The following is a 24,191-nucleotide window of genomic DNA, read 5'->3' on the forward strand; positions in this document are numbered from 1 at the left end:
TGGGATGGTGCGGTCGTTCGCCGGCATGCGCGTCTCAGTAGGCGTGCAGGGCGGTGAGGACCATGTCGATGAGCTTGATCCCGAGGAACGGGACGACCAGGCCGCCGACGCCGTAGAGCAGTACGTTGCGGCGCAGGATCGCCGTGGCGCTGGAGGGCCGGAACCGTACCCCGCGCAGGGCGAGGGGGATCAGCGCGACGATGACCAGGGCGTTGAAGATGACCGCGGACAGCACCGCAGAGGTCGGGCTGTGCAGGCCCATGACGTTGTACGCGCGCAGTTGCGGGAACGTCGTCAGGAACAGGGCCGGCAGGATGGCGAAGTACTTGGCGACGTCGTTGGCGATCGAGAACGTCGTCAGGGCTCCCCGGGTGATCAGCAACTGCTTGCCGATCTCGACGATCTCGATGAGCTTGGTCGGGTTGGAGTCGAGGTCGACCATGTTCCCGGCCTCCTTCGCCGCGGTGGTGCCGGTGTTCATCGCCACGCCGACGTCGGCCTGCGCGAGCGCCGGGGCGTCGTTGGTGCCGTCACCGGTCATCGCGACCAGCTTCCCGCCGCCCTGTTCGGCCTTGATCAGCTCCATCTTCCGGTCCGGGGTCGCCTCGGCGAGGTAGTCGTCCACGCCGGCCTCCTGGGCGATGGCGGCGGCGGTGAGCGGGTTGTCGCCGGTGATCATGACGGTGCGGATGCCGATCGCGCGCAGTTCGGCGAACCGCTCCGCGATGCCCGGCTTGACGACGTCCTTGAGCTCGATCACCCCCAGCACCCGCGGCCCGTCGGCGACCACCAGCGGGGTGGCGCCGGCCGTGGCGACGCGTTCCACGATCGGGTCCAGCGCCGGGGGCAGCGTGCCGCCCTGCTCGACGACCCAGCGCTTGACCGCGTCCGCGGCGCCCTTGCGGATCCGCCGTTCACCGGTGTCCAGACCGGACATGCGGGTCGTCGCCGTGAACGGGACGAAGGTGTACGCCGGGCCGAGGTCGCGTTCGCGCAGCCCGCAGCGCTCCTTGGCCAGGACGACGATGGAACGTCCCTCCGGGGTCTCGTCGGCCAGCGACGCCAGTTGCGCGGCCTCGGCCACGGCTGCCTCGTCGTGCTCGCCGACCGGGTGGAACGCGGCCGCCATGCGGTTGCCCAGGGTGATGGTGCCGGTCTTGTCCAGCAGCAGGGTCTGCACGTCGCCGGCGGCCTCGACCGCCCGGCCGCTCATGGCGAGCACGTTGCGCTGCACCAGGCGGTCCATGCCGGCGATGCCGATCGCCGACAGCAGCGCGCCGATCGTGGTGGGGATCAGGCAGACCAGCAGCGCGATGAGGATGACCACCGACACCTGCGTGCCGAAGAAGCTCGCCATCGGCTGCAGGGTGACCACGACGGGGAGGAAGACGATCGTGAGCGCCGCGAGCAGGATCGCCAGCGCGATCTCGTTCGGGGTCTTCTGCCGCTTGGCGCCCTCGACCAGGTGGATCATCCGGTCCAGGAACGTCTGTCCGGGCTCGGCGGTGATGCGTACCACGATCCGGTCGGAGAGCACGCGGGTCCCGCCGGTGACCGCTGAGCGGTCACCGCCGGACTCGCGGACGACCGGCGCGGACTCACCGGTGATCGCCGACTCGTCGACGGACGCGGCCCCCTCGATGATCTCGCCGTCGGAGGGGATCACGTCCCCGGCCTCGCACACCACGACGTCGCCGGTGCTCAGCTCCGCCGCCGCGACGCGTTGCTCGGAACCGTCCCGGGCCAGCCGACGCGCGTCGGTCTCGGTGCGGGTGCGGCGCAGGGCATCGGCCTGCGCCTTGCCGCGGCCCTCGGCCATCGCCTCGGCGAAGTTGGCGAACAGCACCGTCAGCGCCAGCCAGACGGTCACCAGCCAGACGAACAGGGTCGGGTGCGCTATCGACTCGACCAGGGTGACCACGGTGCCGATCAGCACCACGAACATGACCGGGTTCCTGACCTGCACCCGCGGGTCGAGCTTGCGGACCGAGTCCACCGCCGCCTGCCGCAGGATCCGCCGGTCGAACAGGGCGCGCCGGTTCACCACGCCGCGCGGGCCCTGCGGCGTTCCCGGTCCGGCCTCCGGGGCGTCGAGGACATGGACGTCCGACATCACAGCTTTCCTTTCCACATGTGCCGCACGCGCGGCGACCGCGCTGACAGGGGGACGTGCTGGGCGCGCATCAGAAGAACCCGTGGCTGACGTGCTCGACCAGCGGGCCGAGGGCCAGGGCCGGGAGGAACGTCAGGGCGCCCACGATCAGGACCACGCCGACGAGCAGGCCGACGAACATCGGCTTGTCCGTGCGGAAGGTCCCCGGCCCGGCCGCCACCGGCTTCTTCGCGGCGAGGCTGCCGGCCAGCGCCAGCACCGGGATGATCATCCCGAAGCGGCCCAGCAGCAGACCGATGGTGCCGGTGATGTTGTAGAAGGGCGTGTTCGCACTCAGCCCGCCGAACCCGGAGCCGTTGTTGTTGGTCTGCGAGGTGTAGGCGTACAGGATCTCGGAGAACCCGTGCGGCCCGGCGTTGAGCGGACCGGCCCGGCCGGCGCCGATCGCGGCTGCGATCGCGGTCAGCACGAGCACCGTCATCGGCATGACCAGGATGCCGAGGGCGGCGTACTTCACCTCTCTGCCCTGGATCTTCTTGCCCAGGTACTCCGGTGTCCGCCCGACCATCAGCCCGCCGAGGAACACCGCGAGCACCGCGAACAGCAGGATGCCGTACAGCCCGGTCCCGACGCCGCCGGGACTGACCTCGCCGAGCATCATGCCGGTCAGCAGCGCGAAGCCGCCGATCGGGGTGTACGAGTCCGCCGCGGAGTCCACCGAGCCCGTCGACGTCTGCGTCGAGGTCACGTTGTAGAGGGAGGAGGACGGCACCCCGAACCGGGTCTCCTTGCCCTCCGTGTTGCCGGTGCCGGTGTCGCTGACGCCCACCGCGGCCATCGCGGGGCTGCCCTGGTGCTCGGCCACCGTGGCCATCGTCAGCCAGCCGGCGAACAGCGCCGTCATCACCGCCAGGATCGCCACGCCCTGGCGGAGGCTGAACACCATCTTGCCGAACACGTAGGTGAAGGCGACGGGGATGCTCAGGATCAGCAGGACCGACAGCAGGTTCGTCAGGCCGGTCGGGTTCTCCAGCGGGTTGGCACCGTTGGCGTTGAAGAACCCGCCGCCGTTCGTGCCGAGTTGCTTGATGACCTCCTGGGAGGCCATGGGGCCGCGGCCCAGCAACTGGCTCGCCCCGTTGAGGTCGTTGTGCAGCGACACCGCGCCGGACAGGGTCTGCACCGCGCCCTGGGCCATGAAGACGATCGCCGCGAGGAACGCGATCGGCAGCAGGACGTAGATCGTGCCGCGCACGAAGTCCACCCAGAAGTTGCCGATCGTCGCCGACCCCCTGCGGGCGAACCCGCGCACCAGTGCGATGGCGACCGCCATCCCGACCGCCGCGGACAGGAAGTTCTGCACCGCCAGGGAGCCCATCTGCGAGAGGTAGGACATCGTCGTCTCGCCCGAGTACGACTGCCAGTTCGTGTTGGTCACGAACGACACCGACGTGTTCCACGCCGTGTCCGGCCGCACCGCACCGAAGTGCTGCGGGTTGAAGGGCAGGGACCCCTGGAGCCGGAAGAAGCCGTAGGTGACCAGCAGCGCCACCGCGGAGAACCCGATCACCGACGCGGCGTACCTCTGCCAGGTCTGCTCCGCCTCCGGCGACACCCGCAGCGCCCGGTATACCGGCCGCTCCAGCCACCCGAGCCAGCGGGCGCGGCCCTCGTACACGGCGACCATGTACGAGCCGAGGTACCGCCAGCACAATCCCAGGACGACGACCATCACCACGACGGTCCACGCGAACGCCATCAGAACCGCTCCGCCTTGAACAGCGCCACGCCCAGATAACCGAGCATGACGATCGACACCAACAACAGCACCACGTCGGTCGCGCTCACACCCGCTCCAAGCACCAGATCAAGCCCAGAGCGGCGGCGACGAACCCGACGATTCCGATCACAACCCAGATGTCTGCCACGCATGCAGCCTGGCGTCGCGCGTGGTGGCGGCGTGGTGAAAGCGGCGGCCCCGCCGGTGGAAGAAGGGTGAACGGGGGAACACGCCCCGGAAAGCGACGGGGCGGCCGTGTCCGCCGTGCCGGCGGCACGGCGGACACGGCCGCCCTTGCGGGGGCACCGCCTCACACGGACTCGGGCGCCTCCACGGGGTGCGCCGGCGGGGCGATGAGCGACGCCACGGGGTTCGTCACCGTGCGGCAGCGGGTCCAGCCCGCCGCCTCACCGTCGGTGGGCGAGGCGACCTCCGTGGGCTCCGTGGCGGGCGCGGTGCCGAGCAGCCCGCGGTCCCGGCAGTAGTCGTCGTCGTAGATCGTGGAGAGGTAGCGGTGCGGCCCGTCGGGGAAGACGGCCACGATGCGTGCCTCGGCGGAGTAGGTGCGGGCCGCCCATCCCGCGACGAGGGCGACCGCACCGACGCTCCAGCCGCCCGACGCGTAGTGGGAACGGGCCAGGGCACGACAGGTGTGCACGGCCTCGGCCGCGGCGACCCAGTGCACCTCGGTGAACTGCTCGTACGCCACGTTGCGCGAGTGGATGCTGCTGCCCAGGCCCCGGACGAGACGGGGCCTGACGGGCCGGCCGAAGGTGATCGAACCGACGGTGTCCACCCCGATCACGTGCAGGTCCGGGTTGACGGCGCGCAGCGTGCGGCTGATGCCCGCCGAGTGGCCGCCGGTGCCGACGCTGGTGACCAGGACGTCGACCCGGCCCAGTTGCTCGATCAGTTCCGCCGCCAGGGGCGTGTAGGCGTCGGCGTTGTCGGGGTTGTCGTACGGGTCGGCGCACCAGGCCCCCGGTTCGGCCGCCAGGAGTTCGGTCACGCGCCGGCGGCAGGCCTCCTGCCAGCCCTCGTAGGGGTGGGCGTCGCGGACGATGTCGAGGCGGGCGCCGCGTGAGCGCAGCAGGCGCTTCATGTCCGGCTCCAGGTCCGGATCGGTCACGAGCGTGACCGGGTGGCCGAAGACCCGTCCGGCGAGCACCAGTCCGAGGCCGAAGGCGCCGCTGGTGGACGCCACGACGGTCGCGCCGGGAAGGAGGTCGCCCCGCTCGCGTGCGCAGCCGACCATGTGGAGGGCGGAGCGGTCCTCGATGGCGCCGGGGTTGGCGCCTTCCAGCTTCGCCCAGAAGCCGCGTCCGGGAGGGGTGAGGGGGTGGGAGATCCACAGCAGGGGGGTGTCGCCGACCGCGGAGGCGAGGTCGCGGCCGGTGGTGGGCTCGTTCATGGTGTCCGCTTTCTGGAATCGGGAAGAGTGCCGTGCACGGCTCACCCACCGCCGGTGCGCACACGGGCAGGGGTGAGGGACCGTCAGCCGGTCCGGGGGGCATCTTCTAGATGCGCCAGAGGCAGAGGACGGACGGCGCCGCAGTCGCTATGCGGGCGTCGGGGGCCGGGTCGCTCCCCGGCGTGTTGTGCGAGGCGGGCACCTGTCCGGGCGCCGCTTCGGCGGCGCCGGTCTGCGCGGGGCCGGTCCCGTGCTCGCGTGGTCCGGTGCGGGACCCGGGGAGCTCGGCGGAGCCCGGGGAGCAGTCCTCACCGGGGTGGTGGGGAGTGACGGGGTGCGGTCGCTCCTCCGCGTTCTTCAGATGAACGTGCGGGTGCAGGCAGCTGTGGGCGTGCGCGGGCGAGCCGGCCACGGTGAAGCAGAATGCGGCCAGCAGCGCAACGAGGAACGTCGGGCACGTTCCGCGGTGGCGGCCTCGCACAGGCCGCACATTACGGCATGGAACATCCCGGAACGCGCTCAGGCGTGCGGCGGTTTGCCGCTCAGATGGTGGTCCGCGAGGTTGAGCACCTCGTCGACGAGCCTGCGCAGATGGCCGTCGGAAAGCGCGTAGATCACCCGGCGGCCCTCCTTGCGGGAGGAGACCAGGCCCGCGATCCGGAGTTTGGCCAGGTGCTGGCTGACGGCGGGACGGGCGGCGCCGACCCGCCCGGTCAGCGTGGAGACGTCCGCCTCGCCCGCGGTCAGGGTGTGCAGCAGGGCGAGGCGGGTGCGGTCCGCGAGGAGGCTCAGGAGCTCGGCCCCGCGGGCGTAGTGCTCGGTGCCCGGTTCTCGCGGGTGCGCACCATACGCAGGTGACAGGTGCATGCGTGCGTTCATATGCACATAATGGGGGGAAGGCTCAGCCCGTGTCCACCCACGACTCCCCGGAGGCGGTCCCATGAACGGCCGGCACACGCACCCCCAGCACGACCACGGCCACGGGCAGGAACACGGGCACGACCACGGGCACACGCGAGGCCACGGCGACGACCACGGCCGCTCCGAAGGCCACGGCCCCCGGAGCCTGGCACGCCTGCGCCACCGGCTGGGACACCTCCTGCACCCGCACTCGCACGAGTCCGCCGACAAGGTGGACGGGGCCCTGGAGTCCTCCGCCGAAGGCATGCGGGCCCTGTGGATCTCGCTCGCGGTCCTCGGCGTCACCGCGATCGCCCAGGCCGTGGTCGTCGTCCTGTCCGGTTCGGTCGCGCTCCTGGGCGACACCGTGCACAACGCGGCCGACGCCCTCACCGCCCTCCCGCTCGGCGTCGCGTTCGTCCTCGGGCGGCGGGCCGCCACGCGGCGCTTCACCTACGGCTACGGCCGGGCCGAGGACCTCGCCGGGATCGTCATCGTCCTCACCATCACCGCGTCCGCGGGCTTCGCCGCCTGGACCGCCGTCGACCGCCTCCTGCACCCGCGGGACGTCGCCTACCTGCCCGCCGTGGCCGTCGCGGCGGTGCTCGGCTTCATCGGCAACGAATGGGTGGCCCGCTACCGCATCCGCGTCGGACGCAGGATCGGCTCCGCCGCGCTCGTCGCCGACGGCCTCCACGCCCGCACCGACGGCTTCACCTCGCTGGCCGTGCTGCTCGGCGCCGCGGGGGCCGCGATGGGCTGGCGCCTGGCGGACCCCATCGTGGGCCTGGCCATCACGGCGGCCATCCTGCTGGTGCTCCGCGACGCGGCGCGCGAGGTCTTCCGCCGCGTCATGGACGCCGTCGACCCGGCGCTCGTGGACGACGCCGAGCGCGCCCTGCGCGAAGTGCCGGGGGTCCGGGAGGTGGGCGAGCTGCGCCTGCGCTGGATCGGGCACCGGCTGCGCGCCGAGGTCGCCGTGGTCGTCGACGGGAACCTCACCGTGCGTCAGGCCCACCACACGGCTGTCGCGGCCGAGCACGCGCTGCTGCACGCGGTCCCCCGCCTGACCGCCGCCCTGGTCCACGCGGACCCCGCACCCGTCCCCGGTGCGGCCGACCCGCACGCCGAACTGGCCCATCACGCCGCCTGAGAGGCACGACCCGGCCCGCGGGCGCGCCCGGGCGACCCGGCCGCGCCCCCTCCCGGACGCCGCCCGCGGGCCGACCCGATGCGGCGTCAGCCCGCAGGACCCGAGGTGCCGGACACGTCCGGAAATGCCGCCGTCGCGCGCGCATTCGCCGTGACATTGCTGGGCATATCTTCTGATATGCATCGGATTCGACACCTTCGACTGGTTCCTCCACCCCGTGCGCATGAGTGCGGCGGCGGCTGTCACTGGGTGAGGTGGGCGCGTGGGCATAGTGGGGATGACCTTGACCGTCGTGATCCTCGTGCTCGCTGGAGCGGGGCGGCGGCTCCGCCGATACCCCGGCGGCTGGAGATTCGCGCTCTCCGGCCGTCATGAAGCCGACAGGGACGCCCTGGACCGCGCCCGGCGGGCCGTCCGCAAGCTGCGGCGCGGGGCGCGGCGCGAACTGGCAAGGGCGCAGGCGCAGGTGGCACGGGCCGATCGTGCCCACCGGCGTCGCGTCGGCGACGCCGAACGGCACCTCGCGCGGCTGCGCCGGCCCGGCAAGGGCGCCTTCGTCGCCGCACTCGGGAAAGTGTCCCTGCACGCGCACGTGATGGTCATATCCGGGCGGGAGACGAAGGTGCTGCAGCTGGACGGCCTGCAGGTGCGGTTCGAGCACAGCCCGACGGGCCATCACCTCTACCTCAGGCGGCCGGACGGGGTGCATCTGGAGTCCTACCCGCCCGGGGAGCACGGCGAGGACGGCGTGCGCCGCTTCAGCGTCCGCGTCGAGAACGCCGTCGCCAAGGAGAACAGGTTCCGCACGGAGCTCGCCACGGCCGTCAAGAAGGCGGAGGACGCCCTCAAGGCCGCGCACGCCGATACCGGCCCCGCTCAGGACGCCCGCAGGTGGCTGGGCATGCTGACCGCCCGCCAGAGCCGCGACCCGGCACTCGCCGGAGCGCTCGCGGGCCTGGAGGCCGCCCGGGACCGCTGGCAGGGGCTCACGGGACGACGCCCTCCGCCGTAGGCGGGTGGAACGGACGCCCTCACCGCGGCGGGCGCTCCGGCCGCTGCGGCTCGACGGGCGACGTGAAGGCGTCCCAGTCGGCGCGGCCGCCGGCCCCCATGACGGCGGTGGCGGACCCCAGTTCCGCACCTGAACGGGCACGCAGCTCGCGCCGGGCCATCCACGAGACCACCGGGGGGAACAGCGGCCGCAGCGGCTGGCAGAAGCGCAGCCACGGTGGCGCGTACACATGGTGTGCGCGCCGTGCGATGCCCGTGGCGAGCCAGTCGGCGACCTGGACGGGCGAGTGGACGCGGCGTGCGAACGACGGCTGGTTCTTGCGCAGGGCACGCAGTACGGGGTGGTCGTCCAGATCCACGATCATGTCGGTGCCGGTCCAGTGGAGGTAGGCGATGCCGACGGTGACGCCGTCGGGCTCGACCTCGCCGCGCAGGGCCTGGGCGAAGGACTCGGCGCCGGCCTTGGACGCGCAGTAGGCGCTCATCAGCGGGGCGGCGGAGAAGGCGGCGGTCGAGGCGATCTGCAGGAAGTAGCCGCGGGTCCGCGTCAGCTGGGGCAGGAAGGCCCTGGCCGTGTTCGCGGCCCCCACCAGGTTGACGTCGATGACGCGTTGCCAGAGTTCGGCTTCGGTGTGGGCGAAGGGCCCGCCGGCGGCGATGCCGGCGTTGGCCACCACCACGCTGGCGGGGCCGAGTTCCTCGTCGACCCGCCGGGCCGCGTCTTCGAGTGCCGGGCGGTCGGTGACGTCCGCCTCGACGAAGATGTTCGGGCGGGGCAGGGAGGCCGCCGCCTGGCGCAGGGTCGCCTCCTCACGGCCCAGCAGCGCGACCCGCATGCCGGCTGACGACAGGTGCAGGGCGAGCGCCTCGCCGACTCCCCGGGCCGCGCCGGTGACGACGGCCACGCGCCCTTCCAGCGGGGCCGTCGCCCTGCGGCTGCGTACGCTGGTACCGGTCGTCATCACGGGCACACCGTTCGATCCTGGTTCGGAAGCGGGGGGGCACCACCGAGTGAAGCCGAGCTTCGGGCTCCGTGCCGCGTGCCGCGTCGGACGGCCGTGGGGCGGCCACTCGAACGGAGGCCTGGACACGTGCGACGTACGCTCACGGCGTCGGGCGCACGCCGTCCCACGGCGGACGAGTCGAGGGAGAACACGATGAACACCCACCGGGCCGGCCGGACGGCCGTGCGCCGCGATGTGCACCGCAGCGGCCGTGTGTGGAGCGAGCACGCGCTCCGTGTCCTGGCCGACACCGGCACCGCCCTGGTGACCGCCTGTGCTCCCGGCGCGCAGACCCGCTGGCCCGTCGCCTACGCGCAGGCCCGCGCCACCGGCGACCGCACGGTGCGCACCGACGCGATCGACGCCCTCGCCGCGGGACGGTGGGAGCTCACGTCCGGGCGGTGGCAGGAGACCGAGCTGCGGATGTGGAAGCCGCACACCGCCTGGTTCAGCGTCAACGCCTTCTACACCGAAGCCGGGCTGCGGAACTGGTACGTGAACTTCGAGCGCCCCACGATCCGGACCGCCGACGGGTTCGACACCTTCGACCTCATCGTGGACCTGCTCGTCGCCCCCGACCTGAGCAGCTGGGAGTGGAAGGACGAGGACGAGTACGCCCACGTCCGCAGGCTCGGCGTCGTCACCGACACCGAGCACCGGGCCGTCGACGCGGCCCGCGAACAGGCGCTGGCGATGCTCGAGGAGCGTTCCGGACCGTTCGGCGAGGCCGCCGCGTGGGCGGCATGGCGATGGGAACCGGCCTGGCCCACACCGCGTCTGCCGCTCGCCGTGCCCCGACGCGCAGGCCAGGAAGGTCACTTGTGAGCAGCGCTCACGGGGACGGGATCAACCCCGCGCGGCCGCCGACCAGTCCCGGGACGCGTCCGCGCCCCAGCTCGCCAGCAGGCGCAGCACCTCTTCCGACGCCGAACCCGGCTCGGCGTGGTACGTCGACAGTGACTGCTCCTCGTCGCCGGGGAGCGCAAGGGTCTCGAAGCGGAGGGTGAGCGCGCCCGCCAGCGGGTGCAGCAGCCGCATCCCGCCGTGCGACTTCCGCTTGACGTCGTGGGCGGCCCACAGCGACCGGAAGTCCGCACTCCTCGTGGAGAGCTCCCCGACCAGCGCCGCGAGTGCCCGATCGTCGACGTGCCGGCCGGCGTCCATCCTCAGCTGGCCCACCACATCGGCGGCCTTGGACTCCCAGTCGGCGAAGAGCCGTCGGGCCGCCGGGTCGAGGAAGGTGATCCTGGCCCAGTTCCGGTCCTCAGGGGCGCGCACCTCCCAGTCGCCGAAGAGCGCGGACGCCGTGCGGTTCCACGCCAGCACGTCGGTGCGGCGGCCCCACACGTACGCGGGGACGCCCTCCAGGGCCGACAGCAGTTCCCGGAGCTCCGGCCGTACCTGCCGGCGCTCGGGCGCGGGCCGGGGCTTGCGCCGCTTCGGCTCCGCCAGGTGCAGCAGGTGGGCGTGCTCCGACTCGGAGAGCCTGAGCGCCCGCGAGATCGCGCCCAGCACCTCCACGGACACGTTGCGGCCGTTGCCCTGCTCCAGGCGCGTGTAGTACGCCACGGACACCCCGGCGAGCTGTGCCAGCTCCTCCCGTCGCAGGCCCGGCACCCGGCGCCGGCCGAACTCGGCGAGCCCCACGTCGGCCGGCTTCAGCCGGGCCCTGCGGGTGCGCAGGAACTCGTTGAGCTCCGAGCGCGCGTCGAGGTGCCGCCCGGCGCCGGGTCCCGGACCGGGATCCGGCCCGTCTCCCGGGCCGGTGCGGAGGTCGGGGTGGGTGGCCATGCGCTCCAGTATCACGCCGGATGCCGTGCGGAGCCTGTCCCTGCCGGTGGTAGTCACGCGGGACGTAGGCAGGGCGGGGCTCTGGGTGACGCCGGACGGCCGGAGCAGCCTGGACGAGCCCCGGAGACGACCACCCGGGGTCACGCCATCCCGGGGTCACGCCCTCCGTGCCCGCTCCGGATCGCGTGCCGCCCGACCCGTCCGCCCGCACGGCGTCGGGTCACACACAGCCCATGGACCACGAAGAATGACGGAAACGACCACCACAGGTCCGTCCACCCCAGCACGCGGACGGGACCGCCTCCCCGGGAGGGCCCTCTTCGGCCTCTTCCTCAGCGGGTTCGTCGGCATCCTCACCGAATGCCTGCCCGCCGGCCTGCTGCCGGAGATCAGCGGCACGCTCCACACGAGCGTCTCGCTCACCGGCCAGACCGTGACCATCTACGCCCTCGCCACCGCGATCGGGGCGATCCCGCTGACCCGGGCGACGGCAAGGTGGCCCCGCAAGAACGTGCTGCAGCTCGCGCTCGGCACGGTCGCCGTCGCCAACGCCCTCACGGCGCTGTCCGACGACTACGCGCAAACCCTCGTGATCCGCTTCGTCGCCGGCCTCGGCACCGGGCTCGTCTGGCCGCTCCTCGGCGGTTACGCCGCCCAGCTCGCCCCCGAGGGACGCCAGGGCCGCGCCATCGCCATATCCCTTGCCGGAACCCCCGTGTCGCTGGCGCTGGGCGTCCCGCTGGGAACCTGGCTGGGCGCCCTCGGCGGGTGGCAGCTCGCCTTCCACGCGTCCGCGGCCCTGACCGCGCTGACCATGGTGTGGATCCTGGCGACGCTGCCGAACCTGCCCGGCCGGTCGGCCGACGAACGCTTCACGGTCCGGCAGGTCCTGCGCCTGCCGGGGCTGCGCACCATCCTGTTCGCCCTCGCCACCTACATGGTCGCCCACAACATCCTCTACACCTACGTCACCGACCTCCTCGGGTACCTGGGCATGGGCGGCCAGGCGGGCTGGGTGCTGTTCGCCTTCGGCGTCACGTCCATCCTGAGCGTCCTCGTCGTCGGCACCCACATCGACCGGCACCTGCGCAGGCTCGTCGTGGGCAGCACCGCGCTGTTCGCGCTCACCGTGCTCGTGCTCGCCGTGTGCTCCGGCGTGCCCGCGCTGGTCTACGTCGCCGTCGCGGCGTGGGGCTTCGCCTTCGGCAGCTCCCCGAGCCTGTTCATCGGCGCCGCGATCAACGCGACGGGGGCGGCCGCCGACGTCGCGCAGTCGATCACGATCACGGTCTTCTCCTCGTCCATCGCCCTGGGCGGCCTCATCGGCGGCCTCCTGGTCGCGGACCTGGGGACCGCGTCGATCACCTGGGCGTCGCTGGCCCTCCTGGTCGCCGCCGCCGCGGCCGTGACCGGGGGCAGGAGGCACGCCTTCCCCGCGGGGGCCTGAGGCCGGGGGCCTGAGGCCGGGCGGCCGTCACCGTGGCGGGGCGTACCGCGTACGCCCCGCCCTACGGTGACCGGGTCAGGCCCCGACGCGGGGCGGGGTCGGCGTCCCGTGCACGCGCTTGGCGTGCGAGGCGTACAGGCGCGGGGCCAGGAGCGGCATGATCAGCCGGGGCACCAGCGGGGCGTGCGAGAGGACCGCCTTGATCACCTCGGGGTCGCCCTCGTACATCACCATGCCGAAGGCCAGCGGCAGGTCCTTCTTTGGGCTGTTGGCCATGCCGTGCTCACCGAGCTCCGCCCACTCCGCCGCGGTGATGTGCTCCTCGGCCAGCGGGAGGATCTCCTTCTCCTCCAGGGCCATGTGCTCCAGGAGCCTGCTCAGCAGTTCTTCGAGGGCCGCGGCGAGGGCCTCGCCGTCCTGGGCGGTGGCGCGCCACCCCGGCAGGAGCGCGGTCACCCCGGTGAGGGCGGTGTCGATGCCGTGGTGCTGCGCCTCCATCGTGGGCACGATGGCCGCGGTCCGCTCGCCGCCGCGCTCCAGGAGGCGCGGCCACACCACCTTGTCCTCGCCCTCGTGGTGCAGGTGCAGGATGAGGCACACCTTGTCGGCATGGTCCGCCACGATCCCGGCGCGCCGGGTGTCACCGGCCTCCACGTCCCGGACGAGTTGCGGGAGCAGGCGGAACTCCCGGCGCATCATCGTGTGCGCCATGAACATGTCGCGCACATCGGCCATGGGTTCGCTGACTGTCGGTACTGCTGCCACTGCTGAAGCCTCGATTGGTGGGGGAGATCGCGGAACGGAGCTTCGCATGCTGTCAGCGGCAGCGGCCCGCACGCATTGGGAGAATTCCCGATCCCGCGCCGGAGTCCGCGCCGCACGGCCGCCCGACGGGCGCCGCAGGGCGGTCGGGAGTTCTCCCGATGCGCGGGAGGGCCCGGCTCCGCCAGCATCGGAAGGGCTCCACCCCGGCGGTCCGTCGGAGCCGCGGATTCGCGGGGACCCCCGCCCGCGAACGCTGCACCCTGTGGTCGAGCCAGTCGGGGGGCTCGCCACGGGGGTCGCTCCCCGCCCGGCCCGGCCCCACGGGCGGGGAAGGGCCCGCACGTTGCTACCCTTCGGCGAGAATTGTCCGCATGACCACGACGGGGGCACGCCGCCCCGGTTCCCGGTGGTCACCACCCACAGGTCCCCACAGGTCCCCTCGGATGAGCGCCTCCCTCCCGGCACAGACCCGCGTCAGCCCCGTCTTCGTGGGCCGCGAGGCCGAACTGGCCGAGCTGCTGCGGGCTGCCGGGGCCGCGGACGGCGGCGACCCCCAGGCCGTCCTCGTCCGGGGCGAGGCCGGGGTGGGCAAGACGAGGCTGGTCGGGGAGCTCCTGCGGTCGCTGGAGCCGAGGGCGGCCGTCGCGGCGGTCGGTGGCTGCGTCGAACTCGGCGGCGACGGCCTGCCCTTCGCCGCGTTCTCCGAGGCCCTGCGCGTGCTGTGGCAGCGACTGCCCGACGAGGTGCGCGCGGCGAGCGCGGGCCATGAGGAGCTCCTCGCCCGGATCCTGCCGGACCCGGGCGGCGTGACGCCCGTCGACCACCGGGACGACGACGTGACGCGGCTGTTCGAGCTCACCACCCGCGTCCTGGAGCGCCTCGCCTCGGACCGCCTGGTCGTACTCGTCATCGAGGACCTGCACTGGGCCGACGCCTCCACCCGCAACCTGCTGGGTTACCTGTTCCGCACCAGGCGGCGCGGCAGGCTGCTGCTCGTGGGGACCTACCGGTCGGACGACGTCGACCCCCGGCACCCGCTGCGCCCGCTGCTCGCGGAGCTGGGCCGGCTCAGGTCCGTACGCCGTGTGGCGCTCCCCCGGTTCACCCGGGGCGAGGTCGGCGGACAGCTCACCGGCATCCTCGGGGTGCCACCGGACCCGGCGGTCCTCGACGACGTCTTCGCCCGCTCCGACGGCAACGCCTTCTTCGTCGAGGAGCTCGCCGGCGCCGGCGAGCTCCTCGACGAGCTCCACGACGTGCTGCTGACCCGGCTGGAGGCGTTGCCGGAGACCAGCCGGCGCATCCTGCGCACGGCCGCCGAGGGCGGGACGGTGACCGGGTACGCACTGCTGCGGGAGGTGGCGGGGCTGCCCGAGGACGAGCTGATCGAGGGGCTGCGCGCGGCCGTCCTCGCCCACGTCCTCGTCCCCGAACCGGGCGGCTCGGACTACCGGTTCCGGCACTCGCTGGTGCGCGAGACCGTCAGCGAGACCCTGCTGCCGGGCGAACGCGCCCTGATCAACCGCCGGTACGCGCAGGCGCTGGAGGCCGACCCCGCGCTCGTGCCCGCGGTGGAACTGTCCTGCCGTCTGGCCCGGCACTGGCACGCCGCGCAGGACTCCGTGAAGGCCCTGCGGATGAGCGTCGCGGCGGCCGAGGAGGCACGTCACTGCTACGCCTACGCCGAGCAGCTGTGGCACCTGGAACGGGCGCTCCAGCTGTGGGACCGGGTCCCGGACGAGGCCCGTGCCGCCCTGCCCGCCCCGCGCTGCCCGCAGACCTACCCGCGCGGTGGCGCCGGGCACGCGGGGCCCGGGCTCGACGGGAACGGGCACGCCGCGCCCCGGCTCGACGGGAGCGGACGCCTCCGCCTGGAGCTGCTCGCGACCGCCACCGTCGCCGCGCTGCACAGCGGCAGCCTCGACACGGCACTGCGCCTTGCCGACACCGCCCTGGAGGGCCTTCCTCCGGAGGACGAGCCGCACCGGTTGCGCGCCGCGTGGTTCCGCACCCAGCGGTCCCGGCTGATCCAGGGACTGAACCGCGGCGACGGATGGCAGGACCTCGAGACGGCGCGGAAACTGGTCGACGGACTGGTCCCGTCGCCGGTGCACGCCGACGTCCTGGTCCACATCGCCAACTGGAGCGCCGTCCACCGTCCCGGTACGGACAACCGGGCCGCCACCGACGAGGCCGTGCGGTACGCGGCCGCCGTGGGCGCCGAGGCACTGGAACTGCACGCCCGCATGACCAGGTGCCTGCTGGACGCCGGGACCGACCGTGACGGCGCCGGCGTCGCCGAGTTGTACGAGGTCAGGCGGCGGGCGGAGGAACTGGGCGAACTCGGCATCGCCGGGCGGGCGAACCAGAACCTGCCGTCGATCCTGGAGGGCATGGGCCGTTCCCGGGAGGCCGTCGCGGCCGCGGACCACGGCATCGCGCTGTGCCGGTCGCTCGGGCTGGCCGACCACGAGGCGTGGGTGCACTCCAACAGGGCGATCAGCCTCTTCTCCCTGGGCCGTTGGGAGGAGTCCGAGGCGGCCCTCGACGAGGCCGCCTCGGTCGCCCGGTCGCGGCTGCCGCGCTGGACGTTCGCGGCCCGCCGCGCGTACCACCTGCTCCACCGCGGTGACGCGGACGGCGCCGCCCGGCAGTTGGCGCTCGCCGAGCGACTGCGCGGCACCGAGCGGCTGCGGGCCGAGCTCCTCGGCGCCCTCAGCCACTGCACGATGGAGATCGCGGCCGCCCAGGGCCGTCTCACGGACGCCCGGGCCGAGTTCCTGCGGGCCGACGCCGCGGGCCTGACCACCGGCCCCGTCCGCTGGTCGCTGCCGCTGCTGCGCACCGCGGCGGCGGTCGAGGCCGAGGCCCGTCGGTCCTCCGCCCTCGGCGGTGCCTCGCCCGAGGTCCTCGCCGCGGTACGCCGCGCCGCCGGCCGGCTCGACGTCGTCTTCCCCGTCTGGGCGGCGTACGAGCGGCTGCTCCACGCGGAGTTGGCACGCGCCGAGGGGTCCGACGACCCGGCCCTGTGGTCGAAGGCCGTGGCCGGCTTCACGGCGGCCGAGCGTCCCTACGAGACGGCGGCGGCGCTCCTCGGCGAGGGACGCGCCCTGCTCACCACCCGCCGGCACCGCGCCGCGGCACTCGACCGGCTCGGCCGGGCACGGCGCATCGCCACCGACCTCGGGGCGGGCCTGCTCCTCGCGGACGTCGAAGCGGTGACGCGCCGGGCCGGCACGGGCCCGGCGGACGAACAGGGCCCGCCCGCGACCGCCGCCACCGCGACGGAACCGGCGACGCCGTTCGGGCTCACCCCGCGCGAGTCGGAGGTGCTGGGGCTGGTCGCGAGGGGCTACAGCAACCGCCGGATCTCCGAAGAGCTCCACATATCGCAGAAGACGACGAGCACGCACGTCTCCAGCATCCTGGCCAAGCTGGGTGCCTCCAGCCGCACCGAGGCCGCGGCGATGGCGCACCGCCACGGGCTCCCGTCCTCCCCCTGAGGGATTCCGAGTTCGGGAATTCTCCCGATGCCCGGGACGACTCCGGCCTGCCAGCATCGGTCCCGACGTCACAACATGCTTCGGCCAGGAGTCCGTACGTGAGGCACGACCACGACCCGCCGCTCAGGGAGCGGGTGGACGCCGCGCGCAACCGCGCCGCGATACTCAAGGCAGCCGCCCGTCTCTTCGCCGAACACGGCGCGGACGGCGTCTCCATGGACCGGGTCGCCGTCGCCGCGGGCGTCGGCAAGGGCACCGTGTACCGCCGCTTCGGCGACCGGTCCGGACTGGCCTCCGCGCTCCTGGCCGCCCGCGAACGCGAACTGCGGGAAGCCGTCCTCGACGGACCGCCCCCACTCGGCCCCGGAGTCCCGGCCGAGGACCGCCTCGCGGCGTTCGTCACCGCCTACCTCGACCACGTGGCCGGGCACCTGGACCTCCTCCGCGCCTCCCAGTCCGCGCACCCGGGCGCACGCCACCGCACCGCCGCCTACCGCTTCTGGCACGACCACCTGACGACCCTGCTCGCCACCACCCCCGACCCGCCCGCCCTCGCCCACACCCTCCTCGCCGCCCTGTCCGCGGACCACGTCGGCGCCCTCCTCCCCGAACTCGGCGCCCACAGGATGCGCACGAGCCTGATCCGCCTGGGCATGGCCTGCTGCGCCGAGCAGGGCGCACCGCCGGCCCCCGCACTCCCACGACGCTAGACGCGCTCCAGGGGCCGGTGCGGGGTGGGCGGGAGTTCGGCCTCGACGGGGTCCTGGGGGCGGACGACTCCGCCGCAGCGGACCACGCCCATGACGCCGGACTTGAAGGTGAACTCCCCCGACACCGGATCCAGCGCGAACATCTCGCCGAGCAGGCCCTTGCGGAAGTCGTTGATCTTCGCGCAGGGGTTGCGCAGCCCCGTCACCTCCACCACGGCCTCGTCGCCGAGGTGCAGCAGGGAGCCGGTGGGCAGGCCCAGCAGGTCCACGCCGCGGGTGGTGATGTTCTCGCCGAGCCGGCCGGCCGAGACGTCGAAGCCCTTGAGCACGAGCTCGTCGAAGAGTTCCTCGTGCATCAGGTGGACCTGGCGCAGGTTCGGCAGGTCGGGCTCGTAGGTCATCCGGAACTGGTGGCGGATCGTCTCGCCTGCGTGGACGTCCCCTTCGACGCCGAGCCCGACGAGCAGCGTGACGGACTCACGATTGGGCTTGCTGAAGGCGTACGTCGCATGGCGGCTCACCGCCGTGACCCGGCCGGCCATGTCCCATCCCCACCTGTCCTCGGTCCGCGTGGCAGGCCGATCCTAGCCTCGAGCTTTCACGAGGTGGGCTGCCCGTAGGCGATCAGCCCCCACCACCGGCCCTGGACCAAGGTGATTAGGCTGGCGCGGTGACTGATGAGCAGGAGCGGGTCCAGCCGTCGGGAGTGTGGACCACCGCGGTGGGGGTGGCCAGGGTGCGCGCGATGGAGACCGAGCGGGAGGACGCGCTGTTCCGCGACCCACTGGCACAGGCCTTCGCCACCGCCGGCGGCCTGTGGCCCTCCTCGCCGCCGCCCGGTGACGAGACCGCGCGACGCCGCCGGCTGGCCGTGACGTTCTCCATCGTCATCAGGACGAAGTTCCTCGACGACCTGTTGCTGCAGGCCTCCGCGTCCGGGGTCCGGCAGGTCGTGCTGCTCGGCGCCGGCATGGACAGCCGGGCCTTCCGGATGGACTGGCCCGAGGGCACCCGGCTGTTCGAGGTCGACACCGCCGCGCCACTGGACTTCAAGGCTTCGGTGCTGTGCCAGGAGCGGGCCGTCGCACGCTGCGAGCGGATCACCGTCGCGGTGGATCTGCGTGAGGACTGGCCGGGCGCGCTGGCCGCCGCAGGGCACGACCCGGCCCTGCCGACCGTGTGGATCGCCGAAGGACTGCTGATCTATCTGCCCGAGGACGCAGTGGAACTGCTGCTGGCCCGGATCAGCGCGCGGTCGGCGCCAGGCAGTCGGATGGGGCTGACGTTGGGCTCGCGCGGCGTGATCGAGCGCTTCGGCGCGGACGCCGTGCCGGGATCGGCGGCGTCCATGTGGGTCTCGGAGATGCCCGACGACCCGGTGGGCTGGCTGGCCGGGCACGGCTGGGAGGCCGGCAGCCACACCCTGCGCGAGCGCGCTGCCGCCTACGGCCGCCCGATCGGCACCCCGCCGCAGGGCGAGGAGCGGCCCGGCGGACTGATCTCGGCGGTCCGCCGGTAGAGCGCCTTCCGGTCCCCTGACGACCGACGGACCGTCACGAAACCTCGAGGCCGGATACTCGGACCCTGGACAGCTACGCGGGGGCGGCGACGCTCGAGTGGTGGCACAACCGGTCGACGTGCCAGGGCTCGTTCGAGGTGCCCGTCGAGATCGAGGTCGCCGGCTCCACCTGGACCTGCCAGGCGACACTCGCCGGCCCGCTCTCGGGGGAGGAGGGATTCGACTTCCTGATGGCCCTCGACCCGGTCTTCACCCTGCGCCTCGACGCGAACGGCACACTCATGGTCGACGTCATCGCGGTGCGCGACGGAGGGCGGCTCGCCCTCACCGCGCATGAGGCAACGGAATCAGGCGGCTCCCGGCAGTTGTGGCACTAGCCCCCGTTCAGTAGCCCACCAAGTCTGCCTGCACCCGACATCATCTCTGTTCGAGATGACCGGCATCACGATTCATCTCGCGCATCGAGGAAGCAGGCGAACCGTGCCGACGCTGGAGCATGCAGCTGAGCAGCCAAAAGCCCGCTCGGCGACCGTCCAGCACACCCGGACCGCCTCGGCGGTTCACGTTACGAAGGGGTTCCGTGACCGCTTCCCCCGCTTCCCAGTCCCCGCAGGGCCCCACGCCCGCCGCGTCCGCCGAGGCCGCCGAGGCCGCCGAGGCCGCCGAGGCCGCCGAGGCCGCCGAGGCCGCCCGCAGCGTGCCGGGATGGCTGGTGGGGCTGCTCGCCGTGGCGTCGGGCATGTCCATCGCCAACCTGTACTACGCCCAGCCGTTGCTGTCCTCGCTCGGCCAGGTCTTCCACGTCGACACCGCCACGGCAGGCGCGCTGATCACCGTGACGCAGATCGGCTTCGTGGCCGGCATGCTCTTCCTCGTGCCGCTCGGCGACCGGCTGGAGAAGCGCCGGCTGGTCATCGCCCTGCTCCTCGTCGCCACCGTCGCCCTCGCGGTGGCCGGCTTCGCGACCAGCTTCGCGATGCTGTTCGCCGCGTCGCTGGTCAGCGGCGCCACGTCGGTGGTCGCCCAGATCCTCGTCCCGTTCGCCGCGAGCCTGGCGCCCGACCATTCCCGCGGCCGCGTCGTCGGCCGCGTCATGAGCGGCCTGCTCGTCGGCATCCTGCTCTCCCGCACGGTCAGCAGCCTGGTCTCCGACGTCGCGGGCTGGCGCTACGTGTACCTGGGTTCCGCGGTCCTGATGGCCCTCCTCGCCCTGGCGCTGCGCGCGGCACTGCCGCAGCAGGCCCCCACCACGTCGCTCGCCTACGGCCAGGTGCTGCGCTCCATGTTCCGGCTGGTGCGCACCCACCCCGCGCTGCTGCGCCGGGGGCTGTACCAGGCGGCGATGTACGCCGCGTTCAGCGCCTTCTGGACCACCGTCTCCTTCCTCCTCACCGGGCCGCGGTTCCACTACTCGCAGATCGGCGTCGGAGTGTTCGCGCTGGTGGGCGTCGCCGGTGCCGCGGTGGCACCGCTGGCCGGCCGCTGGGCGGACCGCGGGCTCGTGCGTCCCGTGACGGGCATCGCCCTCGCCGTGGCGGCGCCGGCCTTCGCCCTGGCGGGATTCGGGCAGCACCAGATCGTCCTGATCGCCCTTGCCGGGATCCTGATCGACATGGCCGTGCAGACCACCCTCGTCCTCGGCCAGCACACGATCTACCAGCTCGACGCCGGCGCCCGGTCACGGCTCAACAGCGCCTTCATGGCCGTCTTCTTCGCGGGTGGCGCACTCGGCTCGCAGCTCGGGTCGCTCGCCTACCACGCCGGCGGCTGGACGGCGGTGAGCGTCCTCGGTGCCGCCCTGCCGCTGATCTCCCTCGCCTACTGGGCGACGGAGCGCCGCCCCGGCCGCAAGGACACCGCGCCCGCGAGCGCGGCGGCCGTGATCCGGTAACGCCTCCGGCCGGCGGGCCCCGCCGTGCTCATCCCACCGTTCTCATCCCGTCGTCTCCGCCGCCGTCCGGGGGGTGATGTGCCGCAGCAGCGCCTCGACCGCGGGCGACATGTCTCCCCGGCGGCGGACCACCATGACCTTCCAGGCGGGCGCGTGCTGCACGAACCGGCGTACGGAGAGGTCCGGGAACCGGGCCGCGATCGACGCCGGCATGATGCACACCCCGAGGTCGTGCCGGACCAGCTCGGACGCCGCCACGATGTCGTTCACCTCGAACACCGTGGACCGCTCCACGGCGGCGGCCCGGAAGGCCCGGTCCACCGAGTAGCGGATGGCCCAGCCGGGCAGGAAGTCCACGAACGGCATGCCGGAGATCTCGTCGAGGCGCACCAGATCCTCCTCGGCGAAGGCACGCGTCGGCGAGGACACCAGCAGCATCTCCTCGCGCGACAGCAGACGGGTCACCAGTCCCCGTTGCTGCTGCCGGTCGAGCGCCACCACGCCGAGGTCCACGGTGCCCTCGCTCAGCGCCTGCCGGACGTTGGCCACCGGTGCCTGCTGCAGACGTACGCTCACCCCGGGGTGCTCCGCGCGCAGTCCCGCCAGGGCGCGGTGCAGGCCGGCCCAGACGCCCTGCATGATGGCGACCGTCACGCGTCCGCGCACCTCACCCCGTACGGCGTCGACCACCGCTCGCGCCTCCTCGGCCGCGCGGAGCGCCGCACGGGCGGCGGGCACGAACGCCTCCCCCGCCGGGGTCAGCGACACGCGGTGCGTGGTCCGGTCGAACAAGGCGCTGCCCAGTTCCTTCTCCAGGGCCCGCACCGTGCCGGACACCGCGGACTGCACCACGTGCAGCCGCTGCGCCGCCGCCGTGAACCCGCCCTCCTCGGCGACCGCGACCACCACTTCCATCTGCCGCAGATCCATGCGAACCGCCGCCGTCCCTTTCCCGTGGCCCGAACCGGACGGTCATCTCCACCGGTGATGACCCACGCTGTCCAGCATCGCATCCGGTGACCGGAGCGCACGGCGACGTCACGGCCGTCCCGGTCGCCGCGAGCAACGGCACTCACCGCGAAGCGGCCGATCCGCAGGGTGACCGGCCACGGGGAATCGCCCCGCCGGGAACAGCATCGCCTCGCGTGAAGTTGCACAAACCACCACATGGCAGCAGGGACGGCACGCACTCCGAGGCGAATGCCCATGCGAGCGGAGCAGCACATCGTGACACCGGACGCCGACATCGCCTTCTGGGACGAGGGGGACGGCGAGGCGGTACTGCTCGTCCACGCCTCCTTCGGCGCCGACTGGTTCGCACCGCTCGCCGGGCTGCTCCCCGGCTTGCGGGTCGTACGCACCCACCGCGCCGGGTACGGCCGGAGCCGGGACCTGAGCGGTCGGCTGGGCGTCACCGACCACGCCCGGCACCTCGCGGAGGTGCTCACCGCCCGGGGGATCGGGCAGGCGCATGTGGTCGGCCACTCGACCGGCGGCACCATCACCCTGCAACTGGCCGCCGCGCACCCGGAGCTCGTCGGGTCGATGGTGCTGCTGGAACCGGCGTTCCCGTACGCCCCCGACGAGCCGGAGAGCGACGCCATGCGCCGGGCCGTCGCCGCCGCGGAGGAGGGCGACCTGGCGCGGGCCTACGGCTTCTTCCCGGGGAGCGTGTGCGCCCCCGGCTACCTGGACGTCATGACCCGTGTGCTCGGCACGGAAGGCTTCAGGAAGTCGGTGCTCAGCGGCAGGTACTTCTTCGACCACGAGCGAGCGGCGTTCGCCGCGTGGGACTCCGACGTGGCCGGCCTCGACGGCCTGCCGCAGCCGGTGCTCCTGGTGGCCGGCGGCGAGGGGGAGCGCCTCAACAGCCCCTACCGGGCGCGGAACCGCGCGCTGGCCGGGCGGCTCGCCCGGGCCCGCCAGGTGACGCTCCCGGGCGTCAGCCACGCGATGCCCCTGGAGGACCCCTCCCTCGTCGCGTGGACCGTCCTCGACTTCATCCGGCGTCACCCCGTCGAGGCGGCGCATCGGCCGTCGGGGTGACGCTCCACCCGCGTGCCGCGTCGCAGTGGCGACAGCGCGACGGCGGGCGCTTGCATCAGCACATGGCGACCGTACCCATCCCGCTGCGCACCCCGTTCACCGACCTCGTCGGCTGCGACGTGCCGATCCAGCTGGCCGGCATGGGCTGGGTGAGCGGGCTGGACCTCGCCGACGCGGTGTCCGCGGCGGGGGCGCTCGGCATGGTGGGCTACCCGATGGTGCCACCGCCCGTCCTCACCGACCTGCTCGACGCGGTACGGCGGCGCACCTCCCGCCCGGTGGGGGTCAACTTCATCCTGCCGCTGCTCGAGGACGAGGCGTGCGTCGACGTCGCCGCGGAGCGGATGCCGGTCGTCGAGTTCTTCTACGCGGATCCCGTACCCCGCCTGGTCACCCGTGCCAAGCGCGGCGGGGCGCTGGCCGCCTGGCAGGTGGGTTCGGTCGAGGAGGCCCGGGCCGCGGCCGACGCGGGGTGCGACTTCGTCGTCGCCCAGGGCAGGGAGGCGGGCGGCCACGTGCGCGGGGTACGGCCCCTGCTCCCGCTCCTCGACGAGGTGCTCGACGCGGTCGACGTCCCGGTCGTCGCGGCGGGCGGCATCGGCACCGCGCGGTCCCTCGCCGCGGTGCTGGCCGCCGGGGCGCACGCGGCCCGCATCGGCACGCGGTTCGTCGCCACGCACGAGTCCGACGCGCACCCGCGGTACAAGGAGGCCCTGATCAGGGCGGGCGCCGGCGACACCGTACTGACGACGCAGTTCTCGACCGGATGGCCCGACGCGCCGCACCGCGTCCTGTCGGAGTGCGTCGAACGCGCACGCGCCCTGGACACCGACACCGCCGGCGAGGCGGTACTGGGCGGCGTGCCCGTACCCGTCCCGGCGTCCAGCCCGGTCTGCCCGCTCCGGACCACGACCGGGCACCTGGACGCGATGGCCCTCTACGCGGGCGAGGCGGTCGGCACGGTCTCCCGCATCGAGTCGGCCCTCGACGTCGTCCGCGAACTCGCGGACGGGGCCGCCCGGCTGCTGTGCAAGGCGTCCGGCGGCATCGGCAAGGAGTCCGCCTGACGGGCGTTCGACCGGCCGGCGGCCGCTGACGGGCCCTGCCCGCGCGCTTGACCGCCTCACTGTCAGACCCGTGCACCAAG

22 protein-coding genes are annotated in these 24,191 nt (G+C 73.3%); 11 read left to right on the forward strand and 11 right to left on the reverse strand.

Going from position 1 to position 24,191, the window contains the following annotated elements:
- Nucleotides 1-34 precede the first annotated feature (34 nt).
- From kdpB to AC1VWI_RS07790, 6 genes are all read right to left on the reverse strand, one after another.
- On the reverse strand, nt 35-2,113 hold the full coding sequence (gene kdpB / locus AC1VWI_RS07765; RefSeq protein WP_499510198.1) for a potassium-transporting ATPase subunit KdpB: 2,079 nt from the start codon (nt 2,111-2,113) through the stop codon (nt 35-37).
- Between the two features lie 70 nt (nt 2,114-2,183).
- On the reverse strand, nt 2,184-3,872 hold the full coding sequence (gene kdpA / locus AC1VWI_RS07770) for a potassium-transporting ATPase subunit KdpA (RefSeq protein WP_499510199.1): 1,689 nt from the start codon (nt 3,870-3,872) through the stop codon (nt 2,184-2,186).
- Complete coding sequence (locus AC1VWI_RS07775) at nt 3,872-3,961, reverse strand: potassium-transporting ATPase subunit F (RefSeq protein ID WP_499510200.1); 90 nt, start codon at nt 3,959-3,961, stop codon at nt 3,872-3,874. Before AC1VWI_RS07775 ends, kdpA begins: the two co-directional genes overlap by 1 nt.
- Before the next feature lie 242 nt (nt 3,962-4,203).
- Complete coding sequence (locus AC1VWI_RS07780; protein ID WP_499510201.1) at nt 4,204-5,304, reverse strand: PLP-dependent cysteine synthase family protein; 1,101 nt, start codon at nt 5,302-5,304, stop codon at nt 4,204-4,206.
- Nucleotides 5,305-5,410: 106 nt separating this feature from the next.
- Nucleotides 5,411-5,716: a hypothetical protein gene (locus tag AC1VWI_RS07785; RefSeq protein ID WP_499510202.1), complete on the reverse strand. Its 306-nt coding sequence runs from the start codon at nt 5,714-5,716 to the stop codon at nt 5,411-5,413.
- Between the two features lie 107 nt (nt 5,717-5,823).
- Entirely contained in the window at nt 5,824-6,183 is a 360-nt protein-coding gene (locus AC1VWI_RS07790) for an ArsR/SmtB family transcription factor (protein ID WP_499510203.1), read from the reverse strand.
- Nucleotides 6,184-6,244: 61 nt separating this feature from the next.
- On the opposite strand from AC1VWI_RS07790, the gene AC1VWI_RS07795 reads away from it, so the two are divergent.
- Together AC1VWI_RS07795 and AC1VWI_RS07800 are read left to right on the forward strand one after the other, a co-directional pair.
- Complete coding sequence (locus AC1VWI_RS07795) at nt 6,245-7,357, forward strand: cation diffusion facilitator family transporter (protein WP_499510204.1); 1,113 nt, start codon at nt 6,245-6,247, stop codon at nt 7,355-7,357.
- Nucleotides 7,358-7,634: 277 nt separating this feature from the next.
- Nucleotides 7,635-8,369 (forward strand): hypothetical protein, encoded by a 735-nt coding sequence (locus AC1VWI_RS07800; protein WP_499510205.1) that lies wholly within the window; start codon nt 7,635-7,637, stop codon nt 8,367-8,369.
- Nucleotides 8,370-8,388: 19 nt separating this feature from the next.
- Here AC1VWI_RS07800 and AC1VWI_RS07805 read toward each other — a convergent pair whose 3' ends face one another.
- Nucleotides 8,389-9,330 carry an SDR family oxidoreductase gene (locus tag AC1VWI_RS07805; protein ID WP_499510206.1) on the reverse strand — a complete coding sequence of 314 codons (942 nt, stop codon included), beginning with the start codon at nt 9,328-9,330 and terminating at the stop codon, nt 8,389-8,391.
- 195 nt (nt 9,331-9,525) lie between these two features.
- On the opposite strand from AC1VWI_RS07805, the gene AC1VWI_RS07810 reads away from it, so the two are divergent.
- Entirely contained in the window at nt 9,526-10,197 is a 672-nt protein-coding gene (locus AC1VWI_RS07810; protein ID WP_499510207.1) for a ribonuclease FAU-1 family protein, read from the forward strand.
- Nucleotides 10,198-10,218: 21 nt separating this feature from the next.
- On the opposite strand, the gene AC1VWI_RS07815 is transcribed toward AC1VWI_RS07810, so the two are convergent.
- Entirely contained in the window at nt 10,219-11,163 is a 945-nt protein-coding gene (locus AC1VWI_RS07815) for a helix-turn-helix domain-containing protein (RefSeq protein ID WP_499510208.1), read from the reverse strand.
- Nucleotides 11,164-11,410: 247 nt separating this feature from the next.
- Here AC1VWI_RS07815 and AC1VWI_RS07820 point away from each other — a divergent pair, with 247 nt between their 5' ends.
- Entirely contained in the window at nt 11,411-12,610 is a 1,200-nt protein-coding gene (locus AC1VWI_RS07820; RefSeq protein ID WP_499510209.1) for an MFS transporter, read from the forward strand.
- Between the two features lie 75 nt (nt 12,611-12,685).
- On the opposite strand, the gene AC1VWI_RS07825 is transcribed toward AC1VWI_RS07820, so the two are convergent.
- Nucleotides 12,686-13,345, reverse strand: coding sequence for a hemerythrin domain-containing protein (locus tag AC1VWI_RS07825; protein ID WP_499510210.1), 660 nt, complete (start codon nt 13,343-13,345; stop codon nt 12,686-12,688).
- Nucleotides 13,346-13,818: 473 nt separating this feature from the next.
- On the opposite strand from AC1VWI_RS07825, the gene AC1VWI_RS07830 reads away from it, so the two are divergent.
- Entirely contained in the window at nt 13,819-16,878 is a 3,060-nt protein-coding gene (locus AC1VWI_RS07830; RefSeq protein ID WP_499510211.1) for a helix-turn-helix transcriptional regulator, read from the forward strand.
- A gap of 98 nt (nt 16,879-16,976) precedes the next feature.
- Nucleotides 16,977-17,588 carry a TetR/AcrR family transcriptional regulator gene (locus AC1VWI_RS07835; protein ID WP_499510212.1) on the forward strand — a complete coding sequence of 204 codons (612 nt, stop codon included), beginning with the start codon at nt 16,977-16,979 and terminating at the stop codon, nt 17,586-17,588.
- Here AC1VWI_RS07835 and AC1VWI_RS07840 read toward each other — a convergent pair.
- Complete coding sequence (locus AC1VWI_RS07840) at nt 17,585-18,130, reverse strand: MOSC domain-containing protein (RefSeq protein ID WP_499510213.1); 546 nt, start codon at nt 18,128-18,130, stop codon at nt 17,585-17,587. The genes AC1VWI_RS07835 and AC1VWI_RS07840 overlap by 4 nt on opposite strands.
- A 128-nt stretch (nt 18,131-18,258) precedes the next feature.
- Here AC1VWI_RS07840 and AC1VWI_RS07845 point away from each other — a divergent pair, with 128 nt between their 5' ends.
- The 3 genes from AC1VWI_RS07845 (at nt 18,259) to AC1VWI_RS07855 (ending at nt 20,998) form a co-directional block, all read left to right on the forward strand.
- A complete protein-coding gene (locus AC1VWI_RS07845) occupies nt 18,259-19,107 on the forward strand; it encodes a class I SAM-dependent methyltransferase (protein WP_499510214.1) in 849 nt (282 codons plus the stop codon).
- A gap of 137 nt (nt 19,108-19,244) precedes the next feature.
- Nucleotides 19,245-19,484, forward strand: a complete 240-nt coding sequence (locus tag AC1VWI_RS07850; RefSeq protein ID WP_499510215.1) for a hypothetical protein — start codon at nt 19,245-19,247, stop codon at nt 19,482-19,484.
- Between the two features lie 203 nt (nt 19,485-19,687).
- Nucleotides 19,688-20,998 carry an MFS transporter gene (locus AC1VWI_RS07855; protein WP_499510216.1) on the forward strand — a complete coding sequence of 437 codons (1,311 nt, stop codon included), beginning with the start codon at nt 19,688-19,690 and terminating at the stop codon, nt 20,996-20,998.
- A 42-nt stretch (nt 20,999-21,040) separates the two neighbouring features.
- Here the strand turns inward: AC1VWI_RS07855 and AC1VWI_RS07860 are convergent, their stop codons facing one another.
- A complete protein-coding gene (locus AC1VWI_RS07860) occupies nt 21,041-21,928 on the reverse strand; it encodes a LysR family transcriptional regulator (RefSeq protein WP_499510217.1) in 888 nt (295 codons plus the stop codon).
- Between the two features lie 276 nt (nt 21,929-22,204).
- On the opposite strand from AC1VWI_RS07860, the gene AC1VWI_RS07865 reads away from it, so the two are divergent.
- Together AC1VWI_RS07865 and AC1VWI_RS07870 are read left to right on the forward strand one after the other, a co-directional pair.
- Complete coding sequence (locus AC1VWI_RS07865; RefSeq protein WP_499510218.1) at nt 22,205-23,044, forward strand: alpha/beta fold hydrolase; 840 nt, start codon at nt 22,205-22,207, stop codon at nt 23,042-23,044.
- 62 nt (nt 23,045-23,106) lie between these two features.
- Complete coding sequence (locus AC1VWI_RS07870) at nt 23,107-24,111, forward strand: NAD(P)H-dependent flavin oxidoreductase (protein ID WP_499510219.1); 1,005 nt, start codon at nt 23,107-23,109, stop codon at nt 24,109-24,111.
- Nucleotides 24,112-24,191 lie beyond the last annotated feature (80 nt).

This window comes from Streptomyces sp. TOM-9 (genome assembly GCF_056858595.1).